This window comes from Micromonospora mangrovicola (assembly GCF_047200535.1).
Taxonomy (GTDB): domain Bacteria; phylum Actinomycetota; class Actinomycetes; order Mycobacteriales; family Micromonosporaceae; genus Micromonospora.
The window spans coordinates 103,477-129,093 of the sequence record NZ_JBJZOG010000006.1 but is presented as its reverse complement, the minus strand read 5'-3'; the positions used below and the strand labels follow the sequence as shown (position 1 = coordinate 129,093).

Sequence of the window (25,617 nt, the reverse complement as noted above, 5' to 3'; positions counted from 1 at the left end):
GATGTCGGTGCCGGAACGGATCGGTCGCTATCGCGTTCGCAGGCGCCTCGGATCGGGTGCTTTCGCCACCGTGTGGCTCGCCGACGACGACCTCCTGCGGACACCGGTCGCGGTGAAGGTTCTGGCGGACAACTGGACCCACCACGTCGACGTCCGGTCCCGCTTCATCGAGGAGGCGCGCATCATGCGCCGCGCCGAGTCGGACCGGCTGGTCCGCGTGCTCGACGTGGGCGAGTTGGCCGATGGGCGGCCGTACCTGGTGATGACGTACGCGTCGCGCGGCACCCTCGCCGAACGGCTCGGGACCGACAGGATGCGGGTGCGGGAGGCCCTGCGCGTCGCGGCGGACCTCGCCCGAGGGGTCGCCGTCCTGCACGACATCGGAGTCGTACACCGGGACCTGAAGCCGTCCAATGTGCTCTTCACCGGTCCGCCCACCGAGGAGCGGGTGCTGGTCGGCGATCTCGGACTGGCGAAGGCCCTCGCGCACGGCTCCGGCTTCACCATTATCGCCGGATCGCCCGGCTACATGGCGCCGGAACAGGCCCGACTCGGCGGTGGACTCGACGCGCGTGCTGACGTCTACGCGCTCGGAGCACTGACCTACCACATGCTCACCGGCCGTCCCCCCAGTGCTCCCTCGTCGGTCCAGGCGGTGGTGGCGGCCGCCGCGCTGCCCGTGGTGCGCCCGTCGAAGGTCCGGCCGGACGTACCGTCGCCGGTGGACGGTGTGGTGTTGCGCGCGCTGAATCCCGATCCGGCCCGCCGGTGGCCGTCTGCCAGGGCGTTCGCCGACGCGTTGGATGCCGCCGCGTCGGGTGCCGCCGACGGGGCGGGGCCCGCTCGACGGTCCGCGCCCAACCCACGTCTGGTGGTCGCTTCCGTCCTTGCTCTCGTGGCCGTGCTCGTCGGCACCGCGTCGGATGCCGGACCGCCTCCGGGACCGCGCTGGGTGCGGGTGGCCGACGCCTCCGACAGCCTCTCCGTGGCGGTGCCGGAGAGCTGGGCCGGGCAGGTGCGGGATTCCGGTTGGAACCCGCAGTCGGTTCGCCTGCCGGCCGGTCACGCCCCGGGCCTGGTCGTGGGCCAGAACCTTGCGGCATGGTCCGATCCGGCGAGGCCCATACCGGGGGTGTTCGTCGGCGCGAGCAGGGCGTTGCGGGGTGGCACACCGGCCCTGCCCGACCACTCGGCCTGTGTCCGGGAGCCCGACCGGACCTACCGCATCGGCTCCCGGACAGCCGTCGCGCAACGCTGGACGGGTTGCGGCGGCACCAGCATCTCCTATTCGGAGGTGCTGATCACGACAGCCGGCGACTACGGCATCTACCTCCAGATCCGTCAGGTCGACGGAGTCGACCGCACCGAGGAGATCGTGCGGGGTGTGCGGACGGCCACATCACTGGTGCCGACGGCCTAGTACCGCCCCCAGTTGTCGCCCCCGTCGTATCGGTATCGGCGCGTCTCCTTGCTGCCGTCGGCCTTCCGCACGGTGCACACGATCGTGCCCGACTGGATGGTGTACGAGGTGAAGGTCATCCGTCCGCCCGACCCGTTGGCCGGATCGGCCGGGATGACCCCTCGGGCGTAGCGGGTCCTCTGGTCGAAGGCGAGCTGAACCGGGACGAGCGCCTGATCCATGCCGTCGCTGCCGCACTCGATGAGGATGAGAGCGTCCTCGGTTACCGGGCTGTTCGCCGGCTCCTCGGCGATGTACTCCGCGTAGGCGGGGCGTGCGCCGCCCGGCAGCATGGTGCAGGTGTTGGCGCCGGAGGAGGCCTTGCCGTTGCGGAAGGTGGCGTCGCCGAAGTCGAGGAAGGTGAGGCCCTTCAACGTCATGTTGGCCCAGTCGGTCGAGCGGATCCTGCGGTAAGGACTCGAGGCAGACCCGGCCGGCGACGGTTTGGCGGCCGGGCTCGCGGAGGTGGTCGCGGGGGCGGTCCGCGACGGTGTGGCCGTGACGGGGGCGCTCGCGGAGGCGGTGGCGCTGGCGGTCCGGGCCGGGGAGCCCGCCGGCCCCGCCTCCCCCTTGACAGACTCCGGCTTGGTGGTGCAGCCGGTCAGGATCGACAGGCTGAGAACGGCGATCAGGGGCACGGCCCGCATGAGCGTTTCCTTCCATCGGTGAGGGAGGTCATGCTGTGTGTGATGCCGATTCCGGTGATCCCGTTCGAGGAGACCGTAGCGAGATCTGTCGGCAAGCCGACCGACCGCAGTTGCGAGCGGTCCACGCCGGCGGCCGGCCCGCCTGCGCGAGTCGCCGCCGGTTCAATGCGCGCCGCCGAGGTTGAGCACCACCACCCCGGCGATCACCAATCCCGCCCCGACCACCTTCGCCGGGTTCAGCGGCTCGCCGAGGAACGCCGCGCCGATCGCCATGATCGCGGCCGTGCCGAGGCCGGACCAGACCGCGTACGCCACGCCGACCGGGATGTCCCTCACCGCGAGGGCGAGCAGGCCGAACGCCGACAGGTACGCCACCGCCAGCCCGAGGGTGGGCCAGAGCCGGGTGAAGCCGTCGGTTGCCTTGAGCAGGCTGGTGCCGATCACCTCGGCGGAGATCGCGCAGAGCAGGTACAGGTACGCCACCACTGGACCGTACCGGGGCTGGTCAGGCGCGGCGGGACTCCCGGAAGGCGTCGACGAACGCCTGCCAGGCGGCCGGGGCGAAGGTGAGTGTGTGCCGCCGCGGTCCTTGGAGTCGCGGACGGCCACGACGCCGGCCAGGACCCCGCCGCCCGACCGGGCTGGTCTTTCGTGCGGGCCGTGCATGATCAACCGAGAGCGAGCGGACTTCGACTCCGGCTGCCGACGCCGGGTTGACGGTGGCCAGGCCGAAAGGGTGGCCGTCATCGACGACCACCCTTTGGCGCGGGCGCCGTCAGGACAGCGTGCAGGCGGCGCCGTCGAGGGTGATCAGGGTGGGGGTGGGGTTGGGGCCGCCGGAGGTGGCCCCGTTGAGGCCGAAGGTGATCGTGCTGCCGGGGGCGATGGTGGCGTTCCACGACTCGTTCTTCGCGGTGACGGTGGCGCCGGACTGGGTGAGCTGCGCCGACCAGAAGTGCTGCACCTGCTGGTCGCCGGTGAACGCCCAGCGAAGCGTCCAGCCGTCCACCGGCGACGTGCCGGTGTTCCGGACGGTGACCTGGGTGGTGAAGCCGTCCGGCCAGCTCCCGTGGGTGGTGTAGGTGACGGCGCAGGTCGGGGCCGGCACCGCCGCCGCGTCACCCTGGTCGGCGAGGAAGGACGCCAGCCAGGCCAGGGCCGAGTTCCAGTTGATCGCCACCTCGTTGGTCGCGTACGAGTTGATGTCGTCGACGTAGCAGAACATCGGCGCGCAACCGGCGAGCAGGTTGGCCGCGTACGGGTCCTGGAGGGCGGCGTTCGCCCCACCGGCGAGGGAGCCGGCGGGCGGGTTCGGCAGGTCCGGGTCCAGCTGGTGGGCGAAGATCCGGCTGTGCTGGTTGCGCGCGTGCTGCTCGCCCCAGCCGGTCACGTAGGACATGTTCAGCGCGTTGCGGCCGAGCAGGTAGTCGGCGCTCCGCACCGCCCCGTCCCGGTACTTCGTATCCCGGGTCAGGTCGAAGGCGGTGGCGAGCACGACCGCGTTGTTGACGATGTTGCTGTTGCTGCCCCAGACGTAGGCGTTGGCGTCGCCCGGGAAGGGCAGCCCGTACGCTTGGCCGCGCTGGGCGGCCAGGTAGCGGTCGGCGGCGGCGGTCACCGAGGCGCGGATCCGGGTCCGCTCGGCGGCGGGCAGCGTGTTGGGCACGGTGGCCAGGTCGAGCCGGCCCAGCGCGGCCACGCTCTGCCAGCCGAACGCGCCCCCGGCGTCGAACACGTCGGCGGTGTGCAGCGGCGAGGCGGTCAGGTCGGCCAGGTACGCCTGGTCCCCGGTGGTCAGCCACAGCTCGACCGCCGCCCAGTAGAACTCGTCGGTCACGTTCGAGTCCTCGTACGCGCCGCCGCCGTTGCCGTCGGCCGCGCTGGCGTAGACCGCCGGGTGCGCCTTGGCCGCCGCGTACGCGGTCTTCGCGGCGGTGCCGCAGCGGGCCGCGAAGGCGGCGTCGTAGGGGGCGAACAGGCGGGCGCACTGGGCCGCGACGGCGGCCAGGTTGAGGGTGGCCGCGGTGGACGGCGGGTGCAGCTCGCGCGGCTGCGGGTCGTCCTGCGGGGCGAGCGGCAGCCCGGTCCAGCTCCGGTCGTGGATCTTGTGGTGGGCCATTCCGGCGAGGGGTCGGCCGGCCGGCACCTGCATGCGCAGCAGGAACTCCAGCTCCCAGCGGGCCTCGTCGAGGATGTCCGGGACCTGGTTGCCCCGCTCGGGCACCCGCAGCGTGGCGTCGCCGAGCGCCGCGCCGCCGGCGGCGCTCGCCGCGGTCTTGGTCCGCTCGAACGCGTTCAGCAGTTGGTAGGTGGCGATGCCGCCGTTGACGACGTACTTCCCGTGGTCGCCGGCGTCGTACCAGCCCCCGCGCACGTCGAGGGAGTAGTCGCAGACGCCGGGCTGGCAGGGCACGTCGGTGTCGCCCTGGTTGGGCGCGACGCCGAGGTGGCCGGCCGGGCGGGCGTAGGCCGCGCCGAGCAGGTCGCCGTCGATCGGGGTGCCGCTGCGCTGGGCGTAGAAGAACTGGAGCGAGTCGGCGCGCAGCCGGTCGTAGCGGGTGCCGGAGATGTCGAACGGGTGGCTGGTCTCCCCGTCGACGACGAGGGTGTAGCCGGTGCCCGGCGTGCGGTACGCGGAGAAGTTGACGGTCTGCACGTGCTGCGCCGAGGCGGCGTCGACGCCGTGCGGGGTGGTCTCGCCGTCGGCCACCACCGCGCCGGCGGCCGACTTCAGCTGCCAGGGCAGCGGGTCGGTGGCGTCGGTGACCACCGTGGCGTTCTTCGGGCCGCCGGGCAGGTAGCCGACCTGGTTGACCCGCACCCGCGGTCCGGTGTCCGGCTCGTACGGCGGGGCCGCCTCGCCGCCGCGCAGCGAGACGTTGTCCAGGCAGAAGGTCTGCGGGTCGGGGCTGCCGCCGATCTGGAAGATCAGCTGGGCGCCGGGGTTGTCGGCCGGGGAGGTGAACGTCTTCGTCACGTGCGCCGCGGTGCCGGTGGCGGTGGCGGTGGCGTCGGCGTAGGTGGTGTAGGGGGCGCTGCCGAGCTGGAGCACCGCCTTCAGGGCCGCGCCCGGGGTGGCGGAGACGTCGAAGGACAGCTCGTACTCGGCGCCGGCGATCAGCGGCACCGCGTCCTGGCCGATGCCGGCGTCCCAGGGGTTGGCCAGGCCGCCGGGGACGGTGGTGCAGAGCCGGCCGTCGGTGACGCCGAGCGCGCCGGTGCCGTAGGAGAACCAGGGGGCCGTGCCGGCGCTGAAGTCGCCGTTGCGGAGCTGCTCCGGGGCGTCCGGTGGCACCTCGGCGTGCGCCACGCCGGCGGTCGCGCCGGTCAGCACCAGGGTGGTGGCCGCGGCGAGCGCCGTGCGGCGGCGTCGGGATGGGGTCACGGAGGGTCCTTCCGTGCGGGGGTGGTGGGGGCGGCGATCGAGAGCTGGGAGCGCTCCCAAGGCCAGTCGGATGTTTCCAGCGCATTCCCCCGCTGTCAATCGATCCGATCCGATGGGCCGCCACTTCGGCCGACAGTGACATTCGCCGCGAGCCGCAGCATCGTCCTGATCTCCTAGAGACAACTGCCGCCTTCGCCTGGCAGGCTGCCTCCCATGACCCTGAAGCTTCGTTCCGTGGGGGCGAGCGACCGAGGGCTGATCCGCAGCGGGAACCAGGACGCGCTCCACGCCGGCAGCTGGCTCGTCGCCGTCGCCGACGGCATGGGCGGCATGGCGGCCGGTGATCTGGCCAGCCGGATCGCCATCGACGCGGTGGCCCCACTCGACGTGGAGACACCCGAGGACGCGCTGGTCGCCGCCCTGCAGAGCGGTATCGAGCTGGCCACCGCGCGGATCCGTCGGGCCGTCGAGGAGGACCCGGAACGCCAGGGCATGGGCACCACACTGACCGGGCTGCTCTTCGCCCGTACCGGCAGCTGCCTGGCCCTGGCCCACGTCGGCGACTCGCGGGCCTACCTGTTCCGCGAGGGCGTGCTGAAGCAGGTCACCCGGGACGACACGTTCGTGCAGATGCTGGTCGACCAGGGCGTGATCACGCCCGAGCAGGCGAGCAGCCACCCCCGTCGGGCCGTGGTCACCCAGGCGTTGCAGGGCGACGAGGTCTCCCCGGCGTACGCGACGATGGTGCCCCGGGCCGGTGACCGCTGGCTGCTGTGCAGCGACGGCCTCTCCAACGTGGTCCGCGCGGACACCCTCGCCGAGGTGCTCGGCGGGTACGCCGACCGCGAGGCGTGCGCGGGCAAGCTGATCGACCTGGCGCTGCGGGCCGGCGGCCCGGACAACGTGACCGTGCTGATCGCCGACGTGGTGGACGAGCCGGCCTGATCAGCGCCGGCGCGGCGTGGTGCGCCGGGTGGGCTCGGCGGTGGTGGGGTCCTCCGGCCACGGGTGCCGGGGATAGCGGCCCCGCAGCTCCGCCCGCACCTGGGGATAGCCGGTGCGCCAGAACGAGGCCAGGTCGGCGGTGACCGCCACCGGCCGGCCGGCGGGGGAGAGCAGGTGCAACAGCACCGGCACCCGGCCGTCGGCAATCCGCGGCGCGTCCCGCCAACCGAAGGTCTCCTGGAGCTTTACCGCGAGCACCGGGGCGGCCGGATCGGCGTAGTCCAGCCGGATCCGGGAGCCGCTGGGCACCGCGACCCGCTCCGGCGCCAGCTCGTCCAGCCGGGCGGCCTGCCGCCAGTCGAGCAGCCGGCGCAGCGCCGCCGCCACGTCGACCCCGGCCAGGTCGGCCCGCCGCCGGGCGCGGGCCAGCTCCGGACCCAGCCAGGTGGGCGCGTCGACAAGCAGCGCCTCGTCGGACACGTCCGGCCAGTCCGCGCCGAGCGCGTGGCGGCAGAAGGCCAGCCGGCGGCGCAGCGCGGTCGCCTCCGGCGTCCAGGTCAGCAGGTCCAGCCCGCCCTGACGTAACCCGGTCAGCACGGCCTCGGCCACCCGCTCCGGGGCCGGCGCGCGCAGCGGCCGGTCGACCAGCTCGATCGCGCCGAGCCGGACCACCTCCCGGGCCACCACGTCCTGGCCGGACCAGCCGACCTCGCGATCGGTGCGCAGCAGTGGCCCGCCGGCCTCCCGCGCGGTCGCCTCGTCCACCGGCGCGGCCAGCCGCACCCGGGCGGTCGGCGCGCCGGGGGAGCGGTCGGCCACCGCGACCGCCAGCCAGCTCGACCCGGTCAGCGCCGACCCGGCCGCCAGCTCCGCGGCGGTCCCACCCGCCATCAGGTACGCGGACCCGCCGGTCCGGCGCGCCCGGGCCAGCCGCTCCGGGTACGCCAACCCGACCAGCAGCCCCGCCGCCAGGTCGTCGGGCAGGCGGCCCGTCCCGCGATCCGGCACCCGGGGCCCACGTTCCGCGGCTCCCGCCCGGTCGGCAGGGGCGGCAACCGCGGGATCGCGGGGAGTCGCCGGGTCGGCGGGCACGGCGGCGCGCAGCCGGCGTACCTCGGCCCGCCAGCGGGCGGTGGCCGCGGCGTCGGCGCCGGTGCGGAGCCGCCGCCAGAGCGCGGTGAGGTCGTCCCCCGCCCCGCCGAGGCTCTCCTCGGCGAGCAGGGCGACCACCTCGGCGGCCCGGTCGGCGCCGACCCGCTCCGCGCCGTCCAGCAGCGCCCGGGCCAGCCGCGGGTGCGCCCCGGCCGCCGCGATGGCTCGCCCACGCCCGGTGATCCGGCCCTGCGGGTCCACCGCCCCGAGCGTGGCGAGGGTCTCCCGGGCGACGGTGAGGGCGGCCGGCGGCGGGGGATCGGGCAGGGCCAGTCCCGACCCGTCCGGGTCGCCCCAGGCGGCCAGCTCCAGCGCGAACCCGGTCAGGTCAGCGGTGGCGATCTCCGGCTCCGGCTGCGGGGCGAGCCGGGCATGGGTCGCCTCCGACCAGCACCGGTAGACCGCGCCGGGAGCCTCCCGGCCGGCCCGGCCGGCCCGCTGGGTGGCCGCCGCCCGCGACACCGGCACGGTGACCAGCGCGCCCAGGCCCCGGGCCAGGTCGGTGCGGGCCACCCGGCTCAACCCGGCGTCGACCACCACCCGGACGCCCGGCACGGTCAGGCTGCTCTCCGCCACGGCGGTGGCCAGCACCACGCGCCGCCGGTCGCCGCCGCGCAGGGCCGCGTCCTGGGCCGCGGCGGGCAACCGGCCGTGCAGCGGCAGCACGGCGACGCTGTCGGACAGGTCGGCCAGCCGGCCGGCGACGGCGGCGATCTCGCCGGCCCCCGGCAGGAAGACCAGGACGTCCCCGTCCCGCTCGCGCAGCGCCCGCCGGACGGTGGCCGCCACGTGGTCGAGCAGCGCCGGGTCGACCCGGCCCGGTCCGGGCGCCACGACCGGCCGGGGCGGCGGCGCCCAGATCCGGGTGACCGGGTGCAGGGCGGCCCGGGCGCGGACCACCGGAGCGGGCCCGCCCGCGCCGCCGAGCAGCGCGGCGAACCGGTCCGCCTGCGGGGTGGCCGACATCGCCAGCAGCCACAGGTCGGGACGCAGTGCGCCGCGGGCCTCCACGCCGAAGGCCAGCGCGAGGTCGGCGTCGAGCTGCCGCTCGTGGCACTCGTCGAGCAGGACCGCGCCCACCCCGGGCAGCTCGGGGTCGTGGTGCAGCCGCCGGACCAGCAGCCCGGTGGTGACCACCTCGACCCGGGTGTCCGGCCCGACCCGCCGTTCGCCCCGGACGGCGTACCCGACGCGGTCGCCGACGCGCTCACCGAGCAGGGCGGCCATCCGGCGTGCCGCGGCCCGGGCGGCCACCCGGCGAGGTTGCGCGATCACCACCCGGCCGGCGACCTCGTCGGCCACCGCGAGCGGGGCCAGGGTGGTCTTGCCGGTGCCCGGCGGTGCCACCAGGACCGCCGTGCCGGCCGAGCGCAGCGCCGCCACCAGCGCCGGCAGTGCCGGCCGGACCGGCAGGTCGAGGGGTACGTCGGAGAGCACGGCCCCACTCTCGCACCCGGGCCCGGCGCCGGCCGCCAGGCCCCTGTTCCGCTCGTCACATTGACCGTCACCGTTCGCTGGCGGAGGGTGACGGACATGGCGATGATGGCGTACGACGTGCCCGCCGCCGCCGCCTTCGCGGCGACCCGCCACCTGTCCGCCGAGGGGCTGGCGAGCTGGCGGGCCGCGGTCGCCCGGCACCTGCCGGCCCGGCCCGGCGCCCGGCTGCTCGACCTCGGGGCCGGCACCGGCGCCTGGGCGACCGCCTTCCGCTCCTGGTACGGAGCACAGGTGGTGGCGGTGGAGCCGGCGGCGGCGATGCGGGCCCGCTCGGCGTACCCGGCAATGGTGGCCGGCCGGGCGGAGGCCCTGCCGCTCGCAGCGGCCGCGCTGGACGGCGCCTGGCTCTCCACGGTGATCCACCACCTGCCCGACCTGCCTGCGGCCGCCGCCGAGCTGCGTCGTGTGCTGCGGCCCGGCGCGCCGGTGCTGATCCGGTCGGTCTTCGCGGGGCGCGGCGGCGGCGTCACGCTGTTCCGGTGGTTCCCGGAGGCGCTGCGGGTGCTGGGCGGCTACCCGTCGGTCGCCGAGGTCTGCGCCGCGTTCGAGCCGGCCGGCTTCGCCCCGGTGGCGCTGACGCCGGTGCCGCAGGTCACCGCCCGGTCATTGCGGGACGCGGCGGACGGGCTACGCCGGGCGGCGCACACGCCGCTGGTCCTGCTCGACGACGCGGACTACGACCGGGGCGTACGCCGGCTGCGCGCCGCCGCCCGGCGGACGCCGGACGTCCCGGTGGTGGACGCGCTGGATCTGCTGGTGCTGCGCTGACCCGCGGCGCCGGACCCGATGGTGTCGCGAAGAGACGGAGCGGCCCGGTCGGTGAACCACCGACCGGGCCGCGAGGACACGACGGTGGCCGGGCCCGCCGACCCGGCCACCGTCACCACCCCCTAGTACGTCTCGTCGAGCTGCCCGCGCAGCTTGGTCAGTGCCCGGGCCAGCAGCCGGGACACGTGCATCTGGGAGACGCCGATCTGCTCGGCGATCTGCGACTGGGTCAGGTTGCCGTAGAAGCGCAGCGTGAGGATCCGCTGCTCGCGCTCGTCCAGCGTGGCCAGGGCCGGACCCAGCGCCACCCGCAGCTCGGCCAGCTCGAACTGGGAGTCCTCGCTGCCGAGCATGTCGCCCAGCTCGGTCGCCCGCTCGCCGTCGCCGGTCGGGGTGGACAGCGACACCGCGTTGTACGCGCGGGCCCCTTCCAGCCCTTCCAGAACCTCTTCCTCGGTGAGGTTGAGGTGGGCGGCGATGTCGGCGACCGTCGGTGACCGGCCGAGGCTCTGCAGCAGCGAGCTGTTGGCGTCGGAGATGGCCAGCCGCAGCTCCTGGAGGCGGCGCGGCACCCGGATGTCCCAGGTGCGATCGCGGAAGTGTCGCTTGAGCTCGCCGATGATGGTCGGGATGGCGTACCCGGCGAAGTCGACTCCCCGGGAGGGGTCGAACTTGTCGATCGCCTTGATCAGGCCGACGGCCGCGGTCTGGGCCAGGTCGTCGGTGGGCTCGCCCCGCCCGCTGTAGCGGTGGGCGAGGTGGTTGGCGAGCGGTAGCCAGGCCTCGATCGCCCGGTCGCGCAGCGCGGCGCGCGACGGGTGGTTGGCGGGCAGGGCGGCCATCGCGTGGAGCAGGTCGGCGGCGCTGTCGGTGAGCGCCCGCGGGTCGAGCTTCTCGGAGGTGGACGGCGCTGTGGCCGCCTGCTCGGTCAGGGTCCTCGCGGTCATGGGTGGTCCTCCCTGCACCTCGTCCGCGGAAAAAAGACGTGACGCTCTGGTTTAGGTTCGCGGTGTCCGTTCGGAAGCAACCTTAACCCGATCAGCTCTACAAAATCTAGCCGAACGTACGATGTACTTAAGGGGCTTCCGGGCATCAACAACCTATTTCGCGGCAAAGAACTTGTCTGGCGGCCCGTCGGTCGGTGACGACGATCGACCGGACGGGCAACGGGAAACCCGACAGTCGGCGCGGAGTGTCGGCTTTCCGTCCTTGTCCCGTCGACGAGACCGCCCGTAGCGTCGCTGTACACGTCTACGGAGGCACCGTGCTCGATCCCGCCGCCCCGCAACTCGTCGTCAACGCCCCGACGCTGCTGTTCAGCTGGCTCCCGGCGGATCCCGACGCGGTCCTGGCGCTCGTCCCGGCCGGTCTCCGCGCACGCCATGACCGCCAGGTCTTCCTCTGCCAGTACGTGGTCGACGACGAGAGTCAGACCTCCGGATTCGGCGCGTACTCGCTGACCTTTCTGGGTGTCTCGCTTGAGGACATGGACCCGCCCGACGGGGAGACCCCGGGCGGCTGGTGGACCCACTACCTGGCGTCCAGCCCTCTCGTCCGGCAGTTCGCCTGCGCCCGTGGCGCCCCGGCGACCGCCGGGGCGACCGTCCTCGAGGTCCGGGCTGGCCGGCTCACCACGGAGACCCGGGCCGACGGCGGCCCGCTCATCCGGGTCGTGGCCCGGGTCGGGCACACCGGCACCGAGGCGTACAACGGGCACCACCGGTATCTCACCGCGCGCGACGGCGAACTCGTGATCACCGACTACCCGTACGTGGCCGAGCCGGTGTCGCCGTTCGAGATCGAGTCGGTGGAGTTCCTCGACCCGGAGCACCCGGCCTACGCCCTACGCCCGGCCAACCCGCTGCAGGTCTGCTGGGGCTTCTACTCGCCCCGGGTGTCGTTCGCCTACCCGGCCCAGCCGAACCGGCTCGACGAGCCGTTGCCGGTCGACGGCTCGCCCGCGCCGGCTCACCAGGTGCCCGCGCGCCGGGCCCGCAGCGGCCTGCCGTCCGGGTCGTAGAACAGCCGGTACGCGGGCAGCGCCCACAGCCGGACCCGCCAGGGCAACCGTTCCGGCCGGTGCGGGCGGAGCCGGCCCGGAGGCCGGGGTCCGGTACGCCCCGAGGCGTGCCAGCGCTCCAGCGCCTCGGCCGCGGCGGTGACGGCCGCGACCGCGTCCGCCGGGTCGAGCAGGTCGGCGTCGTCCCCGCCGTCCGGGTCCCGGTCCAGGTGCTCCCGCCACAGCCGCAGCCGCAGGTCCCGCGCGAACACCCGGGCGCCGTCGCCGAGCCCGGCCGGATCCGTGGGGGCCCGCTCGTCCCGGGTCTCGTCCAGCACCGCGCAGGACAGCTCGCTGTCGTGCGTCCAGGAACGGCGGTTGAAGTTGTCGCTGCCCACGCTGGCCCAGACGTCGTCCACCACGCAGACCTTGGCGTGCACGTACACCGGGGTGCCCTCGTGGTTCTCCACGTCGAAGACGTGCACCCGGTCGGGGGCGGCCCGGTGGCAGAGCGCGATGGCCTGCTCCCGGCCGACCAGGTTCGGTGGCAGCGCCAGCCGGCCGTCCACGTCGGGGTGGCGTGGCACCACCGCGACGAGGTGCAGCTCCGGGTGCTCGTGCAGCGCCCGGGCGAACAGGTCGGCCACCTCCGTCGACCAGAGGTACTGGTCCTCCAGGTAGATCAGCCGGCGGGCCCGGCGGACCGCCTTGGTGTAGCCGCGCGCCACCGTCCGCTCCCCGTCGGGGGCGAACGCGTAGCGCGGCCGCACCGCCGGATAGGTGCGCAGCACCTGGATCTGGTGCGGGCCGCAGGGCGGGGGATCGGCGGGCTGGTCGGGCAGCGGGTCCGGGCTGAGGTCGGCGCCGCGCAGCCGGTCCCGCAGGTAGGCCAGCGGGTTCTCCGAGTCCAGCGGCATCGGGTCGGTCCACCGCTCCCGGAACGTGGTGTTCAGGGCGCCGACCACGGGGCCGCGGACGGCGAGCTGGACGTCGTGCCACGGCGGGTGCGGTCCGTACTTCGGGGACATGGCCACCGCCTGCCGGTCGCCCCGGTGCGTGGCGTCGTCCCGCCGGCTGTGGCAGAGGTCGATCCCGCCGGCGAACGCCACGTCCCGGGACGGGTCGTCCGGGTGGCGCAGCACCACCAGCTTCTGGTGGTGCGAGCCCCCGCGGCGGACCCGCTGGTCCAGCAGCACCTCGCCACCGGCCGCGCAGATCGCCTCGCTGAGGTTGCGGTTCTCCTCCTCGCTGTAGGAGAGCGCGTCGAGGTGGGACCGCCAGATCAGCCCCTTGACGATCACCCCGCGCTGGGCGGCCCGGGCGAAGAGCTGCGCCACGGTCGGGCCGTCGGTGCGCATCCGCTGGTCGGGGTCGCCCCGCCAGTCGGTGAAGAAGAGATGGTCGCCGGCCTGCAACGCCTCGACCTCCTCGACCAGCCGGTCGAAGTACGCGGCGCCGTGAATCAACGGCTCGGCGAGGTTACCGCTCGTCCAGACGGGTAACTCAGATTTCGGGTTGGCGCGTTCCTGTTCGGTGAGGAACCAGTTCCGCATCGTCACGTTCCCGCCTCCCGAGGATCGACACCGTCCTCACGGTAGGACCCCCGGCGCCCCGTCGCACGCCGGCCGCCCCAGGCCGGCGCAGCCCGGACACCGGAGCCTGCCGCACCCCTGACGCGAGAGCCGAGGAGGCCACAGCATGCCCGCCGAGACGACGAACACCGTGACCGAGTACCGCGAGCAGGCGGTCGAGGGCGAGCGGGGGGCGCTGGTGGCGGTGTTGGTGATGGTGCTTCTCGGGGTGGCCGGGATCTTCGCCGTCTCCTGAACCGCCGATGGGCGCCCCGGACGAGGCCGGGACGCCCATTGCGTGCTCAGGGCCGGGGGTCCTCGCCGCCGGTGTGCGGCAGGCGCTCGACCGGGATCACACCGAGCCGGCCGGCCTGGTAGTCCTCGACGGCCTGGATCAGCTCGGCCCGGGTGTTCATCACGAACGGGCCGTAGTGCGCCACCGGCTCCCGGATCGGCTGCCCGCCCATGATGTACAGCTCCAGGGCCGGAGTGTTGCCGTCCTGCTTCGCGTCCGCGGTGACCCGGAGCGCGTCGCCCGGGCCGTGCACGGCGAGCTGGCCGAGGTGGAACGGCCGACGGTCGGTGCCGACGGTGCCCCGGCCGGCCAGCACGTAGACCAGCGCGTTGAAGTCCGGTCGCCAGGGCAGGCTCAGCTCCGCGCCCGGCTGGAGCGTTACGTGCGCGATGGTGATCGGGGTGTGGGTCGAGCCCGGGCCCTGGTGCCCGGCGACCTCCCCGGCGATCACCCGGATCAGCGCGCCGCCGTCGGGCGTGGTGATCAGCGCCGACTCCCGGCCCCGGATGTCCTGGTAGCGCGGCTGGATCATCTTCGCCACCTTGGGCAGGTTGACCCAGAGCTGCAGGCCGTGGAAGAGGCCGCCGCTGGTCACCAGGTGCTCCGGCGGCGCCTCGATGTGCAGCAGGCCGCTGCCGGCCGTCATCCACTGCGTGTCGCCGTCGGTGATGGTGCCGCCACCACCCTGCGAGTCCTGGTGGTCCATGATCCCGTCGATCATGTAGGTGACCGTCTCGAAGCCGCGGTGCGGGTGCCACGGGGTGCCCTTCGGCTCGCCCGGGGCGTAGTCGACCTCGCCCATCTGGTCGAGGTGGATGAACGGGTCCAGCTCGGTCAGCGGAACGCCGGCGAAGGCCCGGCGGACCGGGAAGCCCTCGCCCTCGTAGCCGCTCGGCGCGGTGGTCAGCCGGCGGACCGGCCGGAAGGTGGTGGCGGACGCGTCCAGCTGCGGCAGGCGGGGCAGGACGAGGACGTCGTCGACGGTGATCGCGGGCATCTCGGGCTCCTTACTTGTCGGCCGGGGTGGACGACGCGTCGCGGTCGGCGCGCAGGCGCCGGCCGAGCCGCTCGAAGACCCGGGTGAGGCAGGCGACCTCGGCGTCGTCGAGGTCGTCGATCAGGTGGCTGCGCACGGAGCGCAGGTGGTGCGGCGCGGCCTCGCGCAGCGTGAGCAGGCCGGCGGCGGTGAGCACGGCCTCGCTGCCGCGGCGGTCCTCCGGGCAGGACTCCTTGGCCACCAGGCCGCGCTTCTGCATGGACGAGATCTGGTACGTCAGCCGGCTCGGCGAGAAGACCAGCCGGCCGGCCAGCTCGCCCATCCGCAGCCGCTGCCCCGGCGCCTCGGAGAGCAGCACCAGCACGTGGTAGTCGGCGAAGCTCAGCTCGCTGTCCGCGCGCAGGTCGTCCTCGAGCTGGGTGAAGAGCCGCTGGCTGGATTCGATGTACGCGCGCCAGCAGGCCATCCGCTCGCTGTCCAGGCTCTCCGTCATGGCTGCAAGAGTAGCACTACTTCAAATTTTAACAAGGATGCTTGCGCCCTTGTGACTAGGGAGACAACGGTGGTTGACGATGGTGACTTTGAAACTTGAAGGGAGGCGCCCGGCGAAAGAGCTGAGCGGCGGGCCGGCCCGGCGTGCCAGACTCCGCCCCGTGGACCACCTCGAGCTGACCGCCCCGGGCCTGCTGCTTCGTCCCTGGCGGGACGAGGACGCCCCGGCCGTGCTCGCGGCGCTGGCCGACCCCGCGATCGCCCGCTGGAACGCCCAGGACGTCGCCGACCCGGCGCAGGCCCTCGCCTGGGTGCGCTGGCGCGGCGACTGGAGTTCCGGCACCCACGTCTCCCTCGCGGTCACCGACGCGGCATCCGGGACCCTGCTGGGCAGTGCGTCGATCCACCAGATCCGGGACGGCAACGCCGCGATCGGCTACTGGACGGCCGCCCCCGCCCGGGGTCGGGGCGTCGCCACCCGGGCGGTCACCGCCCTCACCGCCTGGGGCTTCGCCGAGTTGGGCCTGCACCGGATCGAGCTGTGGCACGCGGCCGGCAACCAGGCGTCCTGCCGGGTCGCCGAGCGGTCCGGGTACCGGCTGGAGGGCGTACTGCGGGAATCCCACCGCTACGGCGACGGGCGCCGGCACGACGAGCACCTGCACGCCCGGCTCGCCACCGACCGCTGACCGGCGGCGGTTGACCCGCCACTTCCCGCCGGTCCTGCCCCGACCCTCGTACACCGGGCCGGCACGACCCCCGCCCGCCGGCCGGATCTCTCCCCGCCGCAACCCTTGCCCCGCCGCCTTTGGCTCTGCTGCGGTCCACGCAACAGTTCTCGGCCCTGAGCGTTGCGCCGAGGGCAGCAGAGCAAAGACGGCCGACGGTGGGTGCCGCTCGGCTCGCCCGGGCCGCCGCTGATCGGGTGGGCCGCCGCGGCCGGTGGGCGGAGGGCGGGCGTGCCGGCCTAGGGTCGGGGGATGGATGATCTCGACCTTCTCGACTGGCGGGAGCGGGTTGCCCGGCTGTACCTGTCGGACCTCGACCTGGCCGGGTTCCGGGCGGCCCGGGACGACCTGTTCCGGACCCACCCCGCCAGCCCGCTGCCGGTCGCCGACCGTCCCGGGTTCACCGGGCTGCGCTGGTACCCGCCGGACCCGGCGGCCGTGGTGGAAGCGCCGCTGCGCCCCGCCGCCGGCACCGAGCGCATCGACACCGGCGGGCCCGACGGCGTCGTGCAGTACCGCCGGGTGGCGGTGGCCGAGACGCCGTGGGGGCCGCTCACCGTGTGGTGGATCGAGGCGTACGGGGGCGGGCTGTTCGTGCCGGTGCGGGACGCCACCTGCGGCCCGGACAGCTACGGCGGCGGGCGCTACCTCACCGACACGGTCAAGGGCACCTTCGGGCGCGGGCTGACCGTGCTGCCCGGCGGCCGGGTCCGGCTCGACGCCAACTACCTCTACAACCCCAGCTGCGCCTACGACGACCGCTGGGCCTGTCCGCTCGCCCCACCGGAGAACCGGGTCGACGTGCCGATCCGGGCCGGCGAGCTGGCGTACCACTGAGTCGGCGACGCCCCGGCGCGACCGGCGCACCGGGGCGTCGGGAAGGACCGGTCAGCGGGCGGTCGCGCCGGTCGGGGTGAGGTGCATCCGACCGAGCAGCTGCCGGGCCTGTTCGGCCACGTCGGCCTGCACGGTGACCGCGTACTGGCTGGCCCGTAGGGAACTGGCCGAGGTGAAGTCACGCCGGCCGCCGCTCATCGCGTGCGCCACCGCGCCGAACACCGCACCCCAGATGGCGCCGATCACCAGGCCCGCCAGGATCACCGCGACCCAGTTGCCGACGGTGAAGATGCCGAAGAGCAACCCGATGAAGAGCCCGAACCACGCGCCGGTACCCGCGCCCACCAGGGCGGCCCGCCCCGTGGTCATCCGGCCCATCACCGTCTCGACCAGGGTCAGGTTCGTGCCGACGATCGACGTCCGCTCCACCGGGAACCGGTTGTCGGCCAGATAGTCCACCACCCGCTGGGCGGACGGATAGTCCGGGTACGACCCGATCGTGACGGTCGGCGGCCCGGCCTGCGGCCCGTGTCCGTCCCCGCTCGGCGGGGCCGGACGGCCGCCCGGACCGGACGGGAGGTTGTCGCTGCCCGGCATACCGGGTCGCCAGGCCGCAGTCGGCGTCGAGGGTCTGGTCATGAGCATCCTCCTTCGTCAGCCCGTCGCGTTCCCGCCCGTGGCGAGCGGTAACACCTCCGGGACGACCTGTCCCCGACCCCCGGGCGGGACGCGTGCCGCCGGAACGGCCGGGTAGACACCGCCGTGTCACGAATCAACGACCACGGGTTCCTCGCGGACGGGCGCAGCGCGGCGCTGATCGATCGCGACGGCGCGGTGAACTGGTGGTGCCCGGCCCGCTTCGACGGCCCCTCGGTCTTCGGGCGGCTGCTCGACGACGACGCCGGACACTGGAGCATCCGGCCCGAGGGCGACTACACCAGCGAACGGTCCTACCTGGACGACGCGCTGGTGCTGCGTACCGTCTTCACCACCCCGACCGGGACGGTGGCCGTCACCGACGCGCTGGCGCTGGAGCCCGGCGCGCGCGGTCACGACATCGGCGTGCGGTCGCCACGCGTCCTCGCCCGGGTCGTCGAGGGGCTCTCCGGCGAGGTGCCGATGCGGGTGGAGTACCGGCCCCGCTTCGAGTACGGCCAGGTCCGCGCCTACCTCACCGACATCGACGGGGTGATCGCGGCGACCGCCGGCGCCTGCCGGCTGGACCTGCGCACCAACACGCCGATGAGCTGCGGCGACGCGATGGCCTCCGGCCGGTTCACCGCCCGCCCGCGCACCGCCCACCACTTCACCCTCGGGTACGCGCCGACCTACGACTCCGGCCCGCCCGCCCTGCCCGACGCCGACCAGGTGGTGGCCGAGACGGTCGCCGGCTGGCGGTCCTGGACCGGACTGCACGAGTATCGCGGGCTGTACCGGGACGAGGTGCGGCGCAGCGCCCTGGTGGTGCAGGGGATGACCTACGGGCCGAGCGGGGCGGTCGTCGCGGCGGCCACCACCTCGCTGCCGGAGCAACTGGGCGGCGACCGCAACTACGACTACCGCTACGTCTGGATACGCGACTTCAGCCTGACCCTCCAGGCACTCTGGCGGGCCGCCTGCCCCGACGAGGCGAACCGGCAGTTCGCCTGGGTGTCCCGGGCGATGGGCCGGATCGGCGACGAACGGGTGCCGATCATGTACGGCGTCGAGGGCGAGCGGGACCTCACCGAACACCACCTCGACCACCTCTCCGGGTACGCCGACAGTCGGCCGGTGTTCATCGGCAACGACGCCTGGCGGCAGCGGCAGACCGACGTGCTCGGTGAGGTCCTCGACGCCGCCTGGCTGATGCGGCACTACCTCGACCCGATGTCGCCGGACGTCCGCCACCTCCTACACGCCCTCGCCGACCAGGCGGTACGGGACTGGCACCGCCCGGACGCCGGGATGTGGGAGGCCCGCGACGCCGAACGTCACTACCTGTCCTCGAAGGTGCAGTGCTGGACCGCCCTGGACCGGGCCGTCCGGTTCGGACCGCTGATCGGCGACGCCGACGACGTGGCACGCTGGGCGGCGGCCCGGGACGAGGTGCGCGAGGCGGTGCTGACCCGGGGCTGGAACGAGCGGATCGGGGCGTACACCGGGGCGTTCGACTCCGACGACCTGGACGCGTCGGTGCTGATCATGCCGCTGGTCGGTTTCCTGCCGGCCGACGATCCCCGGATGCGGGCCACCGTCGACGTGGTGGAACGCCGGCTCTCCCGGGACGGCCTGCTGCGGCGGTGGGACGACGATCCCGCGGGTTTCGTGATCTGTTCGTTCTGGCTGGTCGGCTGTCTGGCCGAGGCCGGTGAGCTGGACCGCGCCCAGCGTCTCTTCACGCAGTTGGCCGCCCGCGTCAACGACCTCGGCCTGTACGCCGAGCAGATCGACCAGCGCACCGGCGAGCAGCTCGGCAACTTTCCGCAGGCCTTCTCGCACATCGGCCTGATCAACGCCGCCGGGCACATCACCGACGCCGCCGAACGGCTCGGCGCTGCCGCCCGACAGACCGTGCCGCCCGGTACGGCGATCACGAAGGGAGCACCCGGATGACCGGACGACTGGCGGGCAGGACCGCCCTGATCACCGGATCGGACTCTGGCATCGGCCAGGCCACCGCCATCGAGTTCGGCCGTGAGGGCGCCGACGTGGTGGTGCACTACCTGCACGACCACGCCGGGGCGAACCACACCAAGGCCGAGATCGAGAAGGCCGGCCGGCGGGCGGTGGTGGTGCAGGGCGACATCAGCGTGGAACACCAGGTCGACGCGATGTTCGACGAGGCCCTCGCGGAGTTCGACCGGCTGGACATCCTGATGAACGACGCCGGGGTGGACGCCTCCGGCATCCCGGTGGCCGACCTGGACACCGAGACCTGGGACCGGTGCATCCGGACCAACGTCTACGGCACGTTCTTCTGCTCGCGCCGCTTCGTGCGGCACCGGAGGGACCAGGGCGGCGGTGGTCGGATCATCAACATCACCTCCATCCACCAGGAGGTGGCCCGGGCCGGTGGCGCGGACTACGACGCCAGCAAGGGGGCCATGCTGGAGTTCGCCAAGAGCCTCGCGCTGGAGGTGGCGCCGATGCACATGAACGTCAACAACATCGGCCCCGGCATGGTGCTCACCCCGTTCAACCAGCGGGCCATCGACGACCCGAAGTACCTGGAGGAGCAGGTGCAGAGCATCCCGTGGAAGCGGGCCGCGCAACCCGAGGAGATCGCCAAACTGGCCGTCTTCCTGGCCAGCGACGACGCCGAGTACGTGACCGGGTCGACGTACTTCATGGACGGCGGCCTGATGCAGAACCAGGGACAGGGCGCCTGACCCTCACGCGGATGGCCTCGAACAGGTGTGCACCACCCGGGCCTCCGGCTCTTCATGCCGGCCGCCGAATACGCTCATCGGGTGACTGCGGACCGGGCAGGTGTGGTGGTGGTCGGTGCGGGCATCGCCGGGGTGGTGTGCGCCAACGAGTTGGTGCGGGCGGGCATCCCGGTGGAGGTGCGGGAACGGGCCCGGGTGACCGGCGGGCGGATGGCCAGCAAACGCTTCGACGGCCGTCCCGCCGACCTCGGCGCGGCCTACTTCACCGTCGACGACCCCGACTTCGCCGAGGTGGTCGAGGGGTGGCGGGCCGCCGGGCTGGTGCGCGAGTGGACCGACACCTTGGTGACGTACGGGCCGGACGGGCGGCGCGAGACGACAGGTCCGACCCGCTGGGCGGCGCCGCTGGGACTCCGCTCACTGGTCGAGCGGTTCGCCCGGGACCTTTGCGTGGCGCACAACCGCCTCGTCATGATGGTGGAGCCCGGTCCCCGGGTGGACGGCCGGGCCGTCGAGGCGGTCGTGCTCGCCATGCCGGGCCCGCAGGCGGCCCTGCTGCTGGACCCGGCACTGGCGGCGGCAACCCGGGCGGTGGCCGGGCAGCGCTGGGCGTCGGCGCTTGCCGGTGTGCTTCGCTTCCCGGCCCGGCGCTGGCCGGACTTCCATGGCGCGTTCGTCAACGGACATCCGGTGCTCGGCCTGGTCTGCGACGACGGCGACCGGCGCGGTGACGGGGCGCCGGTGCTGGTCGCGCACACCACTCCCGAGTTCGCCGCCAGGCACCTGCTCCAGCCCACCGCCGCCGGCCCGGCGATCGAGCAGGCGGTCCGGGACCTGCTCGGGCTGCCCGAGCCGGCCGAGCTGACCCACGTGCACCGCTGGACGTACGCGAAGCCGGTCGCCGGCGGCGACGGGACGTACCACCTGGACGACGACGGGATCGGCCTCGCCGGGGACGCGTTCGGGCGGCCCCGGGTGCAGAGCGCCTGGCGCTCCGGCCGGGACCTGGGCCGGGCGCTGGCCGCCCGGCTGCTCGCGGACCGTGGCTGAGCGTCGCCACCCGGGTCAGCCCGGGACGCCGCCCAGGACGGGCTCGTCCGTCCGGCTGGGCGCTGAGTCGGCGCGGGTCCGCTCACCCGCCCGGTCCAGCAACTGCATCACCGGGGTGGCCGCGATCCCGTGCACCACGACCGAGACGACCACCACCAGGCCGACCGTGGCCCAGAGCAGCTCGGCCTGCGGGAAGTCCGTCTTGCTGGTGGCGTACGCCAGGTAGTAGAACGAGCCGACGCCGCGGATGCCGAACAGCGCGATCACCCAGTGCTCCGCCGGCCGACCGGGGGCGCCGCGCAGCGACAACCAGCCGGCCAGCGGCCGGATCACGAAGACCAGGGCCAGCCCCACCAGCGCCGCCGGCCAGGTGAGCGGGGCCAGTAGCCCGCCGACCACCGCGCCCCCGAGGAGCAGCAGCAACAGCACGGTGAGCAGCCGCTCGACCTGCTCGGCGAAGTCGTGCAGCACCGAGTGGAACTCGTGGGTCCGTTCGGCCGCCCGGATCGCCCGGGCGGCCACGAAGACGGCCAGGAAGCCGTACCCGCCGGCCACCTCGACCAGGCCGTAGGCCAGGAAGGTCGCGGCGAGGGCGAGGAAGCCCTCGGCGTGCCGGGCCAGCCGCAGCTCGCTGGGCGCGCGGAAGAAGAGCTTGCCGAGCAGCCAGCCGACGAGCAGGCCGCCGCCCACCCCGACGGCCAGCTTGTAGAGCACGTCGACGGTGAACCAGCGGGCCAGCCAGTCCGCCGGGGCGAGGCTGGTGGTGGCGATCGCGATGGCCGCGTACACGAAGGGGAACGCCAGGCCGTCGTTCAGCCCGGCCTCGGAGGTGAGGGCGAAGCGCACCTCGTCCTCGGAGTCCTCCACGTCGGTCGGCTCGCCCACCTGCACGTCGGAGGCGAGCACCGGGTCGGTCGGGGCGAGGGCCGCCCCCAGCAGCAGCGCCCCCGCCGGCACCAGGCCCGCCCACCAGCAGCCGAGCAGCGCCACCGCCGCGATGCACAGCGGCATGGCGACGGCCAGCAGCCGCCAGGTCGACGACCAGCGGGCCCAGCTGAGGGGCCGGTCGAGCTTCAGCCCGGCACCCATCAGCGCGACGATCACGCCGACCTCGGTGAGGTGGGTGGTGAGCTCCGGCCAGCGCAGCGGGTCCGGCGAGGGCAGCCCGGTGGGCAGCAGCGAAACCAGCATGCCGAGCCCGAGAAACGCGATCGGCATGGAGAGCGGCCGGCGCTCCAGCGCGCGCGGCAGGATCCCCGCCAGCAGCGCGCCGACGCCCAGCAACGCGAACATGACATCGACCGGTTCCACGGCACCACCCTTCCCACCGCCCGCGCACCCGGGGTGGTCACCTGTGCCCGGTAACCGCGTCCGCTATGCCTGGGCGTCCGGGTTGTTCGGGTGGGCCCGGTCACCGGGCGCCGGGTCAGCCCAGCGCGGCGATGGCGCTGTCGCCGAGACCGTGGAGCAGCGCCGCCGGGTCGTCGTAGACCGCCACCGCGCCGGCACCGGCGAGCTCCGCCCGGCTGGTGCCGCCGCAGGTGAGGCCGATGCAGGGGATGTCCAGCTCGCCGGCCGCGGCCACGTCCCAGACCGAGTCGCCGACGAACACCACCCGCCCGGCGCTCAGCCCGGACTGGTGCAGCGCGGCGACCAGGATGTCCGGCGCCGGCTTGCTCTCCTCGGCGTCCGCCGAGGAGGTGATGGTGTCGATCACGTCGTCGGCGCCGAGGGCGGCGCGCAGGGCGGCCACCTCGTGCTCGGCCGCCGAGGTGGCGAGCACCACCCGCAGCCTGCGGGCGGCGCAGGCGCGCAGCAGGTCCACCGCGTGTGGCAGCGGCGTCAGCCGCTCCCAGTACTCGGCGTAGCGGGCGTCGTGCGCGTCCCGCAGCCTGCCGTCGCCGCTCCGGTCGCGTTCGGGCCCGAGCAGGTGGTCGAGGAGCTTGTCGGAGCCCATGCCGACCGAGCGGTGGATGCGGGCCATCGGCACCCGGTGGTCGGCCTGGCGCAGCGCCTCCCACCAACTCACCGTGTGCAGATACGTGGTGTCGACCAGGGTGCCGTCCACGTCGAAGAGGACGCCGCAGCGGTTGTCGTCAGGCATGGCGCTCCTCCTACCCGCCCGCGTCGTCGCCGACGCGCCGCTCAGTTGGTCGGGATGAGGATCTCGAACCAGACGGTCGAGCCGCGCACCGTCGGGTCGGTGCCCCAGGCGTCGCTCAGCTCCTCGATCAGGCCGAGGCCACGGCCCCGGCTGCTCAGGGTGTCGGTCCGGGTCCGGGTCACCTGACCCCGGGTACCGGAGTCGGCCACCGAGACCAGCAGCCGTTCCGCGCTCAGGTCGATCTCCACCCGGGCGGCGGTGCCGGCGTGCAGCAGCGCGTTGGTGGTCAGCTCGCTGGTGCACAGCACGGCCGCGCCGATCACGCCCTCCGGCACCTGCCACTCGCTGAGCTGCGCGGTCATCCAGTGGCGCACCCGGCTCGGCGCGGTCGGCTCGGCCGGCACCTCCATGCCCGCCGAGCGGCTCGGCCGCACCGCGTGCTCCACCGCGAGCACCGCCACGTCGTCCTCGGTGGCACCGGGCACGGCGGCGGTGGCCACCGCGCAGAGGGCCCGGGGGTCGCCGCTGCCGGCGGCGGTCACGGCCGCGCCCAGTCCGGCCAGGCCGGCGGTCAGGTCCTGCCAGCGCCGCTCCACCACCCCGTCGCTGTAGAGCAGCAGGGTGTCGCCGGGGCGGAACGGCACGGCGGTGGTCCGCGGCTGGCAGCCCAGTCCCAGTGGCGGGCCGGGTGGCAGCTCGACGTACTCGGCCGCGGGCTCCGCGTCGTCCGGGCAGCGCCGGATCAGCGGGGCGGGGTGGCCGGCGCTGGCCAGCGTGATCCGCTCCCGGTCGGCCTCCACCACCCCGAACACCACGGTGACGAAGAGCTCCTGCGTACCGCCCTCGACGCCGAGGCTGGCGACCAGCCGGTCGAGGCTGGCCAGCACCGCGTCCGGGCGGGGGTCGCTGAGCGCCAGGGCGCGCAGCGCCGCGCGCACCTGGCCCATCCGGGCGGCGGCCTGCACGTCGTGCCCGGCCACGTCGCCGAGGACCACGCCGAGCGCGCCGTCGGGCAGCACGAAGGCGTCGTAGAAGTCGCCGCCGGCGGCGTTGCCGTCCACGCCGGGGTCGTACCGGGCGGCGATCCGCAGCCGGGGCAGGTCGGGCAACCTCTCGGGGAGCATGCTGCGCTGGAGCAGTTGGGCGGTGCCGTGCTGGGTCTCGAAGCGACGGGCCCGCTCGGCGGCCTGGCCGACCAGCTCCGCCGACGCGGCGAGCAGCGCCCGCTCCGCCGGGGACCAGGGGTGCTTCGCCTGGTAGCCGACGGCCAGCGCGCCCCGGACCACCGTCGAGCGCAGCGGCAGCGAGGCCAGCGCCCGGATCTTCTCGTCGTGCCGGTCCGCCGCGGTCTCCCGCAACGGCTGCCCGTCGCCGATGAAGGAGGGCACCCCGCTGCGGGCGGTGACCACGATCGGGACGGCCGTGTCGGCCGGCATCCGACGCCACAGCGGGGGCAGCCGCTCGTCGGCCTCGTCCAGCAGCTCACCCCGGACCCGGCGGACCATCCGCCAGGCGGAGCCCTCGTCGACCACGAAGGCGACCCGGTCGGCGTCGAAGGAGTGCAGGCAGTAACGCAGGGTGACCCGGGCGACGTCGTCGAGGGTGAGCGTGCCGGAGAGCGCGGCGGCGAAGTCGCTGAGGCTCTGCAGCTGCTGGGTGACCTGGGTGGTCTGCGCGGCCACGCTGAGCACGCCGACGATCTGGCCGGCGCTGTTCCGGACCGGGGAGTAGCCCCGGGTGAACACGGCCGGCTCACCACCGCCGCGGTGCCGGTCGACCGGCAGCACCGCCTCCCGTTCCAGGAAGGGCTCCCCCCGCCGGTACGCCCGCTCCAGCACTTCCCCGATGCCCGGTTCGTGCCAGATGTCGGCGTACACCTCCGCCGCTGGTCGTCCGAGCGCGCCCGGGTGGCGGGCGCCGATCAGCTCGGCGTACGCGTCGTTGTAGAGCAGGACCAGGTCTGCGCCGTAGAGCAGGGCCATCGGTACGGGCGAGGCGAGCACCAGGTCGACCACCGCCCGCACCGCCGGGTCCCAGCCCTCGGGCGCGCCGAGCGGGGTGTCCGCCCACGGGTGGGCCAGCACGGTGCCGGCCGTCCCGGAGCTGGCGGCACCCTGCTCCGGGGAGGCGCCCGGGGTGGGGGCTGATGGCGTGGGAACCCGCCCGACGGTGCCTGGCATGACCGCAGCCTATCCGGAGCGTGGCGGACACGTTCCGATCGCGTGTCCGGGTGCCGTACCGGGCCGTCGCGACACGGCTGTCCGGGCTGGTCGGGGCCGGTTCGATGGGTCTTGTCGGGAAATTGCCGGGGCCGGGCGCG

At 74.3% G+C, this 25,617-nt stretch carries 22 protein-coding genes; 10 read left to right on the top strand and 12 right to left on the bottom strand.

What is annotated here, in order from left to right:
- The first annotated feature begins 1 nt into the window (after position 1).
- Positions 2 to 1,420, top strand: coding sequence for a serine/threonine-protein kinase (locus ACL02O_RS04580; protein ID WP_412816672.1), 1,419 nt, complete (start codon positions 2 to 4; stop codon positions 1,418 to 1,420).
- On the opposite strand, the gene ACL02O_RS04575 is transcribed toward ACL02O_RS04580, so the two are convergent.
- The 3 genes from ACL02O_RS04575 to ACL02O_RS04565 all read right to left on the bottom strand — a co-directional run bounded on the left by ACL02O_RS04575 (position 1,417) and on the right by ACL02O_RS04565 (position 5,491).
- Positions 1,417 to 2,106 (bottom strand): hypothetical protein, encoded by a 690-nt coding sequence (locus ACL02O_RS04575; RefSeq protein ID WP_412816671.1) that lies wholly within the window; start codon positions 2,104 to 2,106, stop codon positions 1,417 to 1,419. The genes ACL02O_RS04580 and ACL02O_RS04575 overlap by 4 nt on opposite strands.
- 162 nt (positions 2,107 to 2,268) lie before the next feature.
- Positions 2,269 to 2,589: a DMT family transporter gene (locus tag ACL02O_RS04570; RefSeq protein WP_412816670.1), complete on the bottom strand. Its 321-nt coding sequence runs from the start codon at positions 2,587 to 2,589 to the stop codon at positions 2,269 to 2,271.
- Positions 2,590 to 2,881: 292 nt separating this feature from the next.
- Positions 2,882 to 5,491 carry a glycoside hydrolase family 9 protein gene (locus tag ACL02O_RS04565; protein ID WP_412816669.1) on the bottom strand — a complete coding sequence of 870 codons (2,610 nt, stop codon included), beginning with the start codon at positions 5,489 to 5,491 and terminating at the stop codon, positions 2,882 to 2,884.
- A 213-nt stretch (positions 5,492 to 5,704) separates the two neighbouring features.
- Here ACL02O_RS04565 and ACL02O_RS04560 point away from each other — a divergent pair, with 213 nt between their 5' ends.
- The gene (locus tag ACL02O_RS04560; RefSeq protein WP_412816668.1) at positions 5,705 to 6,436 is read left to right on the top strand and encodes a PP2C family protein-serine/threonine phosphatase; all 732 of its coding nucleotides are present in this window, start codon (positions 5,705 to 5,707) and stop codon (positions 6,434 to 6,436) included.
- Here the strand turns inward: ACL02O_RS04560 and hrpB are convergent, their stop codons facing one another.
- Positions 6,437 to 9,025 carry an ATP-dependent helicase HrpB gene (gene hrpB, locus ACL02O_RS04555; protein WP_412816667.1) on the bottom strand — a complete coding sequence of 863 codons (2,589 nt, stop codon included), beginning with the start codon at positions 9,023 to 9,025 and terminating at the stop codon, positions 6,437 to 6,439.
- A gap of 96 nt (positions 9,026 to 9,121) precedes the next feature.
- Here hrpB and ACL02O_RS04550 point away from each other — a divergent pair, with 96 nt between their 5' ends.
- Positions 9,122 to 9,853, top strand: coding sequence for a class I SAM-dependent methyltransferase (locus tag ACL02O_RS04550; RefSeq protein ID WP_412816666.1), 732 nt, complete (start codon positions 9,122 to 9,124; stop codon positions 9,851 to 9,853).
- Between the two features lie 122 nt (positions 9,854 to 9,975).
- On the opposite strand, the gene ACL02O_RS04545 is transcribed toward ACL02O_RS04550, so the two are convergent.
- Positions 9,976 to 10,800, bottom strand: a complete 825-nt coding sequence (locus ACL02O_RS04545; protein ID WP_412816665.1) for a SigB/SigF/SigG family RNA polymerase sigma factor — start codon at positions 10,798 to 10,800, stop codon at positions 9,976 to 9,978.
- 317 nt (positions 10,801 to 11,117) lie between these two features.
- On the opposite strand from ACL02O_RS04545, the gene ACL02O_RS04540 reads away from it, so the two are divergent.
- Positions 11,118 to 11,873: a hypothetical protein gene (locus ACL02O_RS04540; RefSeq protein WP_412816664.1), complete on the top strand. Its 756-nt coding sequence runs from the start codon at positions 11,118 to 11,120 to the stop codon at positions 11,871 to 11,873.
- Here ACL02O_RS04540 and ACL02O_RS04535 read toward each other — a convergent pair.
- On the bottom strand, positions 11,822 to 13,411 hold the full coding sequence (locus tag ACL02O_RS04535; protein ID WP_412816663.1) for a phospholipase D family protein: 1,590 nt from the start codon (positions 13,409 to 13,411) through the stop codon (positions 11,822 to 11,824). The two genes, ACL02O_RS04540 and ACL02O_RS04535, sit on opposite strands and share 52 nt — an antisense overlap.
- Positions 13,412 to 13,550: 139 nt before the next feature.
- Here ACL02O_RS04535 and ACL02O_RS04530 point away from each other — a divergent pair, with 139 nt between their 5' ends.
- The gene (locus tag ACL02O_RS04530; protein WP_412816662.1) at positions 13,551 to 13,679 is read left to right on the top strand and encodes a hypothetical protein; all 129 of its coding nucleotides are present in this window, start codon (positions 13,551 to 13,553) and stop codon (positions 13,677 to 13,679) included.
- 46 nt (positions 13,680 to 13,725) lie between these two features.
- On the opposite strand, the gene ACL02O_RS04525 is transcribed toward ACL02O_RS04530, so the two are convergent.
- Both ACL02O_RS04525 and ACL02O_RS04520 read right to left on the bottom strand, forming a co-directional pair.
- Complete coding sequence (locus ACL02O_RS04525) at positions 13,726 to 14,715, bottom strand: pirin family protein (protein WP_412816661.1); 990 nt, start codon at positions 14,713 to 14,715, stop codon at positions 13,726 to 13,728.
- A 10-nt stretch (positions 14,716 to 14,725) separates the two neighbouring features.
- Complete coding sequence (locus ACL02O_RS04520; protein ID WP_412816660.1) at positions 14,726 to 15,208, bottom strand: MarR family winged helix-turn-helix transcriptional regulator; 483 nt, start codon at positions 15,206 to 15,208, stop codon at positions 14,726 to 14,728.
- Between the two features lie 160 nt (positions 15,209 to 15,368).
- Between ACL02O_RS04520 and ACL02O_RS04515 the strand changes: the two genes are divergently transcribed.
- Positions 15,369 to 15,896 (top strand): GNAT family N-acetyltransferase, encoded by a 528-nt coding sequence (locus ACL02O_RS04515; RefSeq protein ID WP_412816659.1) that lies wholly within the window; start codon positions 15,369 to 15,371, stop codon positions 15,894 to 15,896.
- 291 nt (positions 15,897 to 16,187) lie between these two features.
- Complete coding sequence (locus ACL02O_RS04510) at positions 16,188 to 16,772, top strand: DUF1684 domain-containing protein (protein ID WP_412816658.1); 585 nt, start codon at positions 16,188 to 16,190, stop codon at positions 16,770 to 16,772.
- Between the two features lie 51 nt (positions 16,773 to 16,823).
- Here the strand turns inward: ACL02O_RS04510 and ACL02O_RS04505 are convergent, their stop codons facing one another.
- Positions 16,824 to 17,411: a general stress protein gene (locus tag ACL02O_RS04505; RefSeq protein ID WP_412816657.1), complete on the bottom strand. Its 588-nt coding sequence runs from the start codon at positions 17,409 to 17,411 to the stop codon at positions 16,824 to 16,826.
- A 123-nt stretch (positions 17,412 to 17,534) separates the two neighbouring features.
- Here ACL02O_RS04505 and ACL02O_RS04500 point away from each other — a divergent pair, with 123 nt between their 5' ends.
- Genes ACL02O_RS04500 through ACL02O_RS04490 form a run of 3 tightly spaced genes read left to right on the top strand, consistent with a single transcriptional unit; the run spans position 17,535 to position 21,193 of the window.
- Positions 17,535 to 19,367, top strand: a complete 1,833-nt coding sequence (locus tag ACL02O_RS04500; RefSeq protein ID WP_412816656.1) for a glycoside hydrolase family 15 protein — start codon at positions 17,535 to 17,537, stop codon at positions 19,365 to 19,367.
- Positions 19,364 to 20,143, top strand: a complete 780-nt coding sequence (locus ACL02O_RS04495; RefSeq protein ID WP_412816655.1) for an SDR family NAD(P)-dependent oxidoreductase — start codon at positions 19,364 to 19,366, stop codon at positions 20,141 to 20,143. Before ACL02O_RS04500 ends, ACL02O_RS04495 begins: the two co-directional genes overlap by 4 nt.
- Positions 20,144 to 20,197: 54 nt before the next feature.
- The gene (locus ACL02O_RS04490; RefSeq protein ID WP_412816682.1) at positions 20,198 to 21,193 is read left to right on the top strand and encodes an NAD(P)/FAD-dependent oxidoreductase; all 996 of its coding nucleotides are present in this window, start codon (positions 20,198 to 20,200) and stop codon (positions 21,191 to 21,193) included.
- Positions 21,194 to 21,208: 15 nt separating this feature from the next.
- Here ACL02O_RS04490 and ACL02O_RS04485 read toward each other — a convergent pair whose 3' ends face one another.
- From ACL02O_RS04485 to ACL02O_RS04475, 3 genes are all read right to left on the bottom strand, one after another.
- Positions 21,209 to 22,504 (bottom strand): cation:proton antiporter, encoded by a 1,296-nt coding sequence (locus ACL02O_RS04485; RefSeq protein WP_412816654.1) that lies wholly within the window; start codon positions 22,502 to 22,504, stop codon positions 21,209 to 21,211.
- A 115-nt stretch (positions 22,505 to 22,619) separates the two neighbouring features.
- A complete protein-coding gene (locus ACL02O_RS04480; RefSeq protein ID WP_412816653.1) occupies positions 22,620 to 23,297 on the bottom strand; it encodes an HAD family hydrolase in 678 nt (225 codons plus the stop codon).
- Positions 23,298 to 23,338: 41 nt separating this feature from the next.
- Positions 23,339 to 25,477, bottom strand: a complete 2,139-nt coding sequence (locus tag ACL02O_RS04475; RefSeq protein WP_412816652.1) for a SpoIIE family protein phosphatase — start codon at positions 25,475 to 25,477, stop codon at positions 23,339 to 23,341.
- Between the last annotated feature and the right edge of the window lie 140 nt (positions 25,478 to 25,617).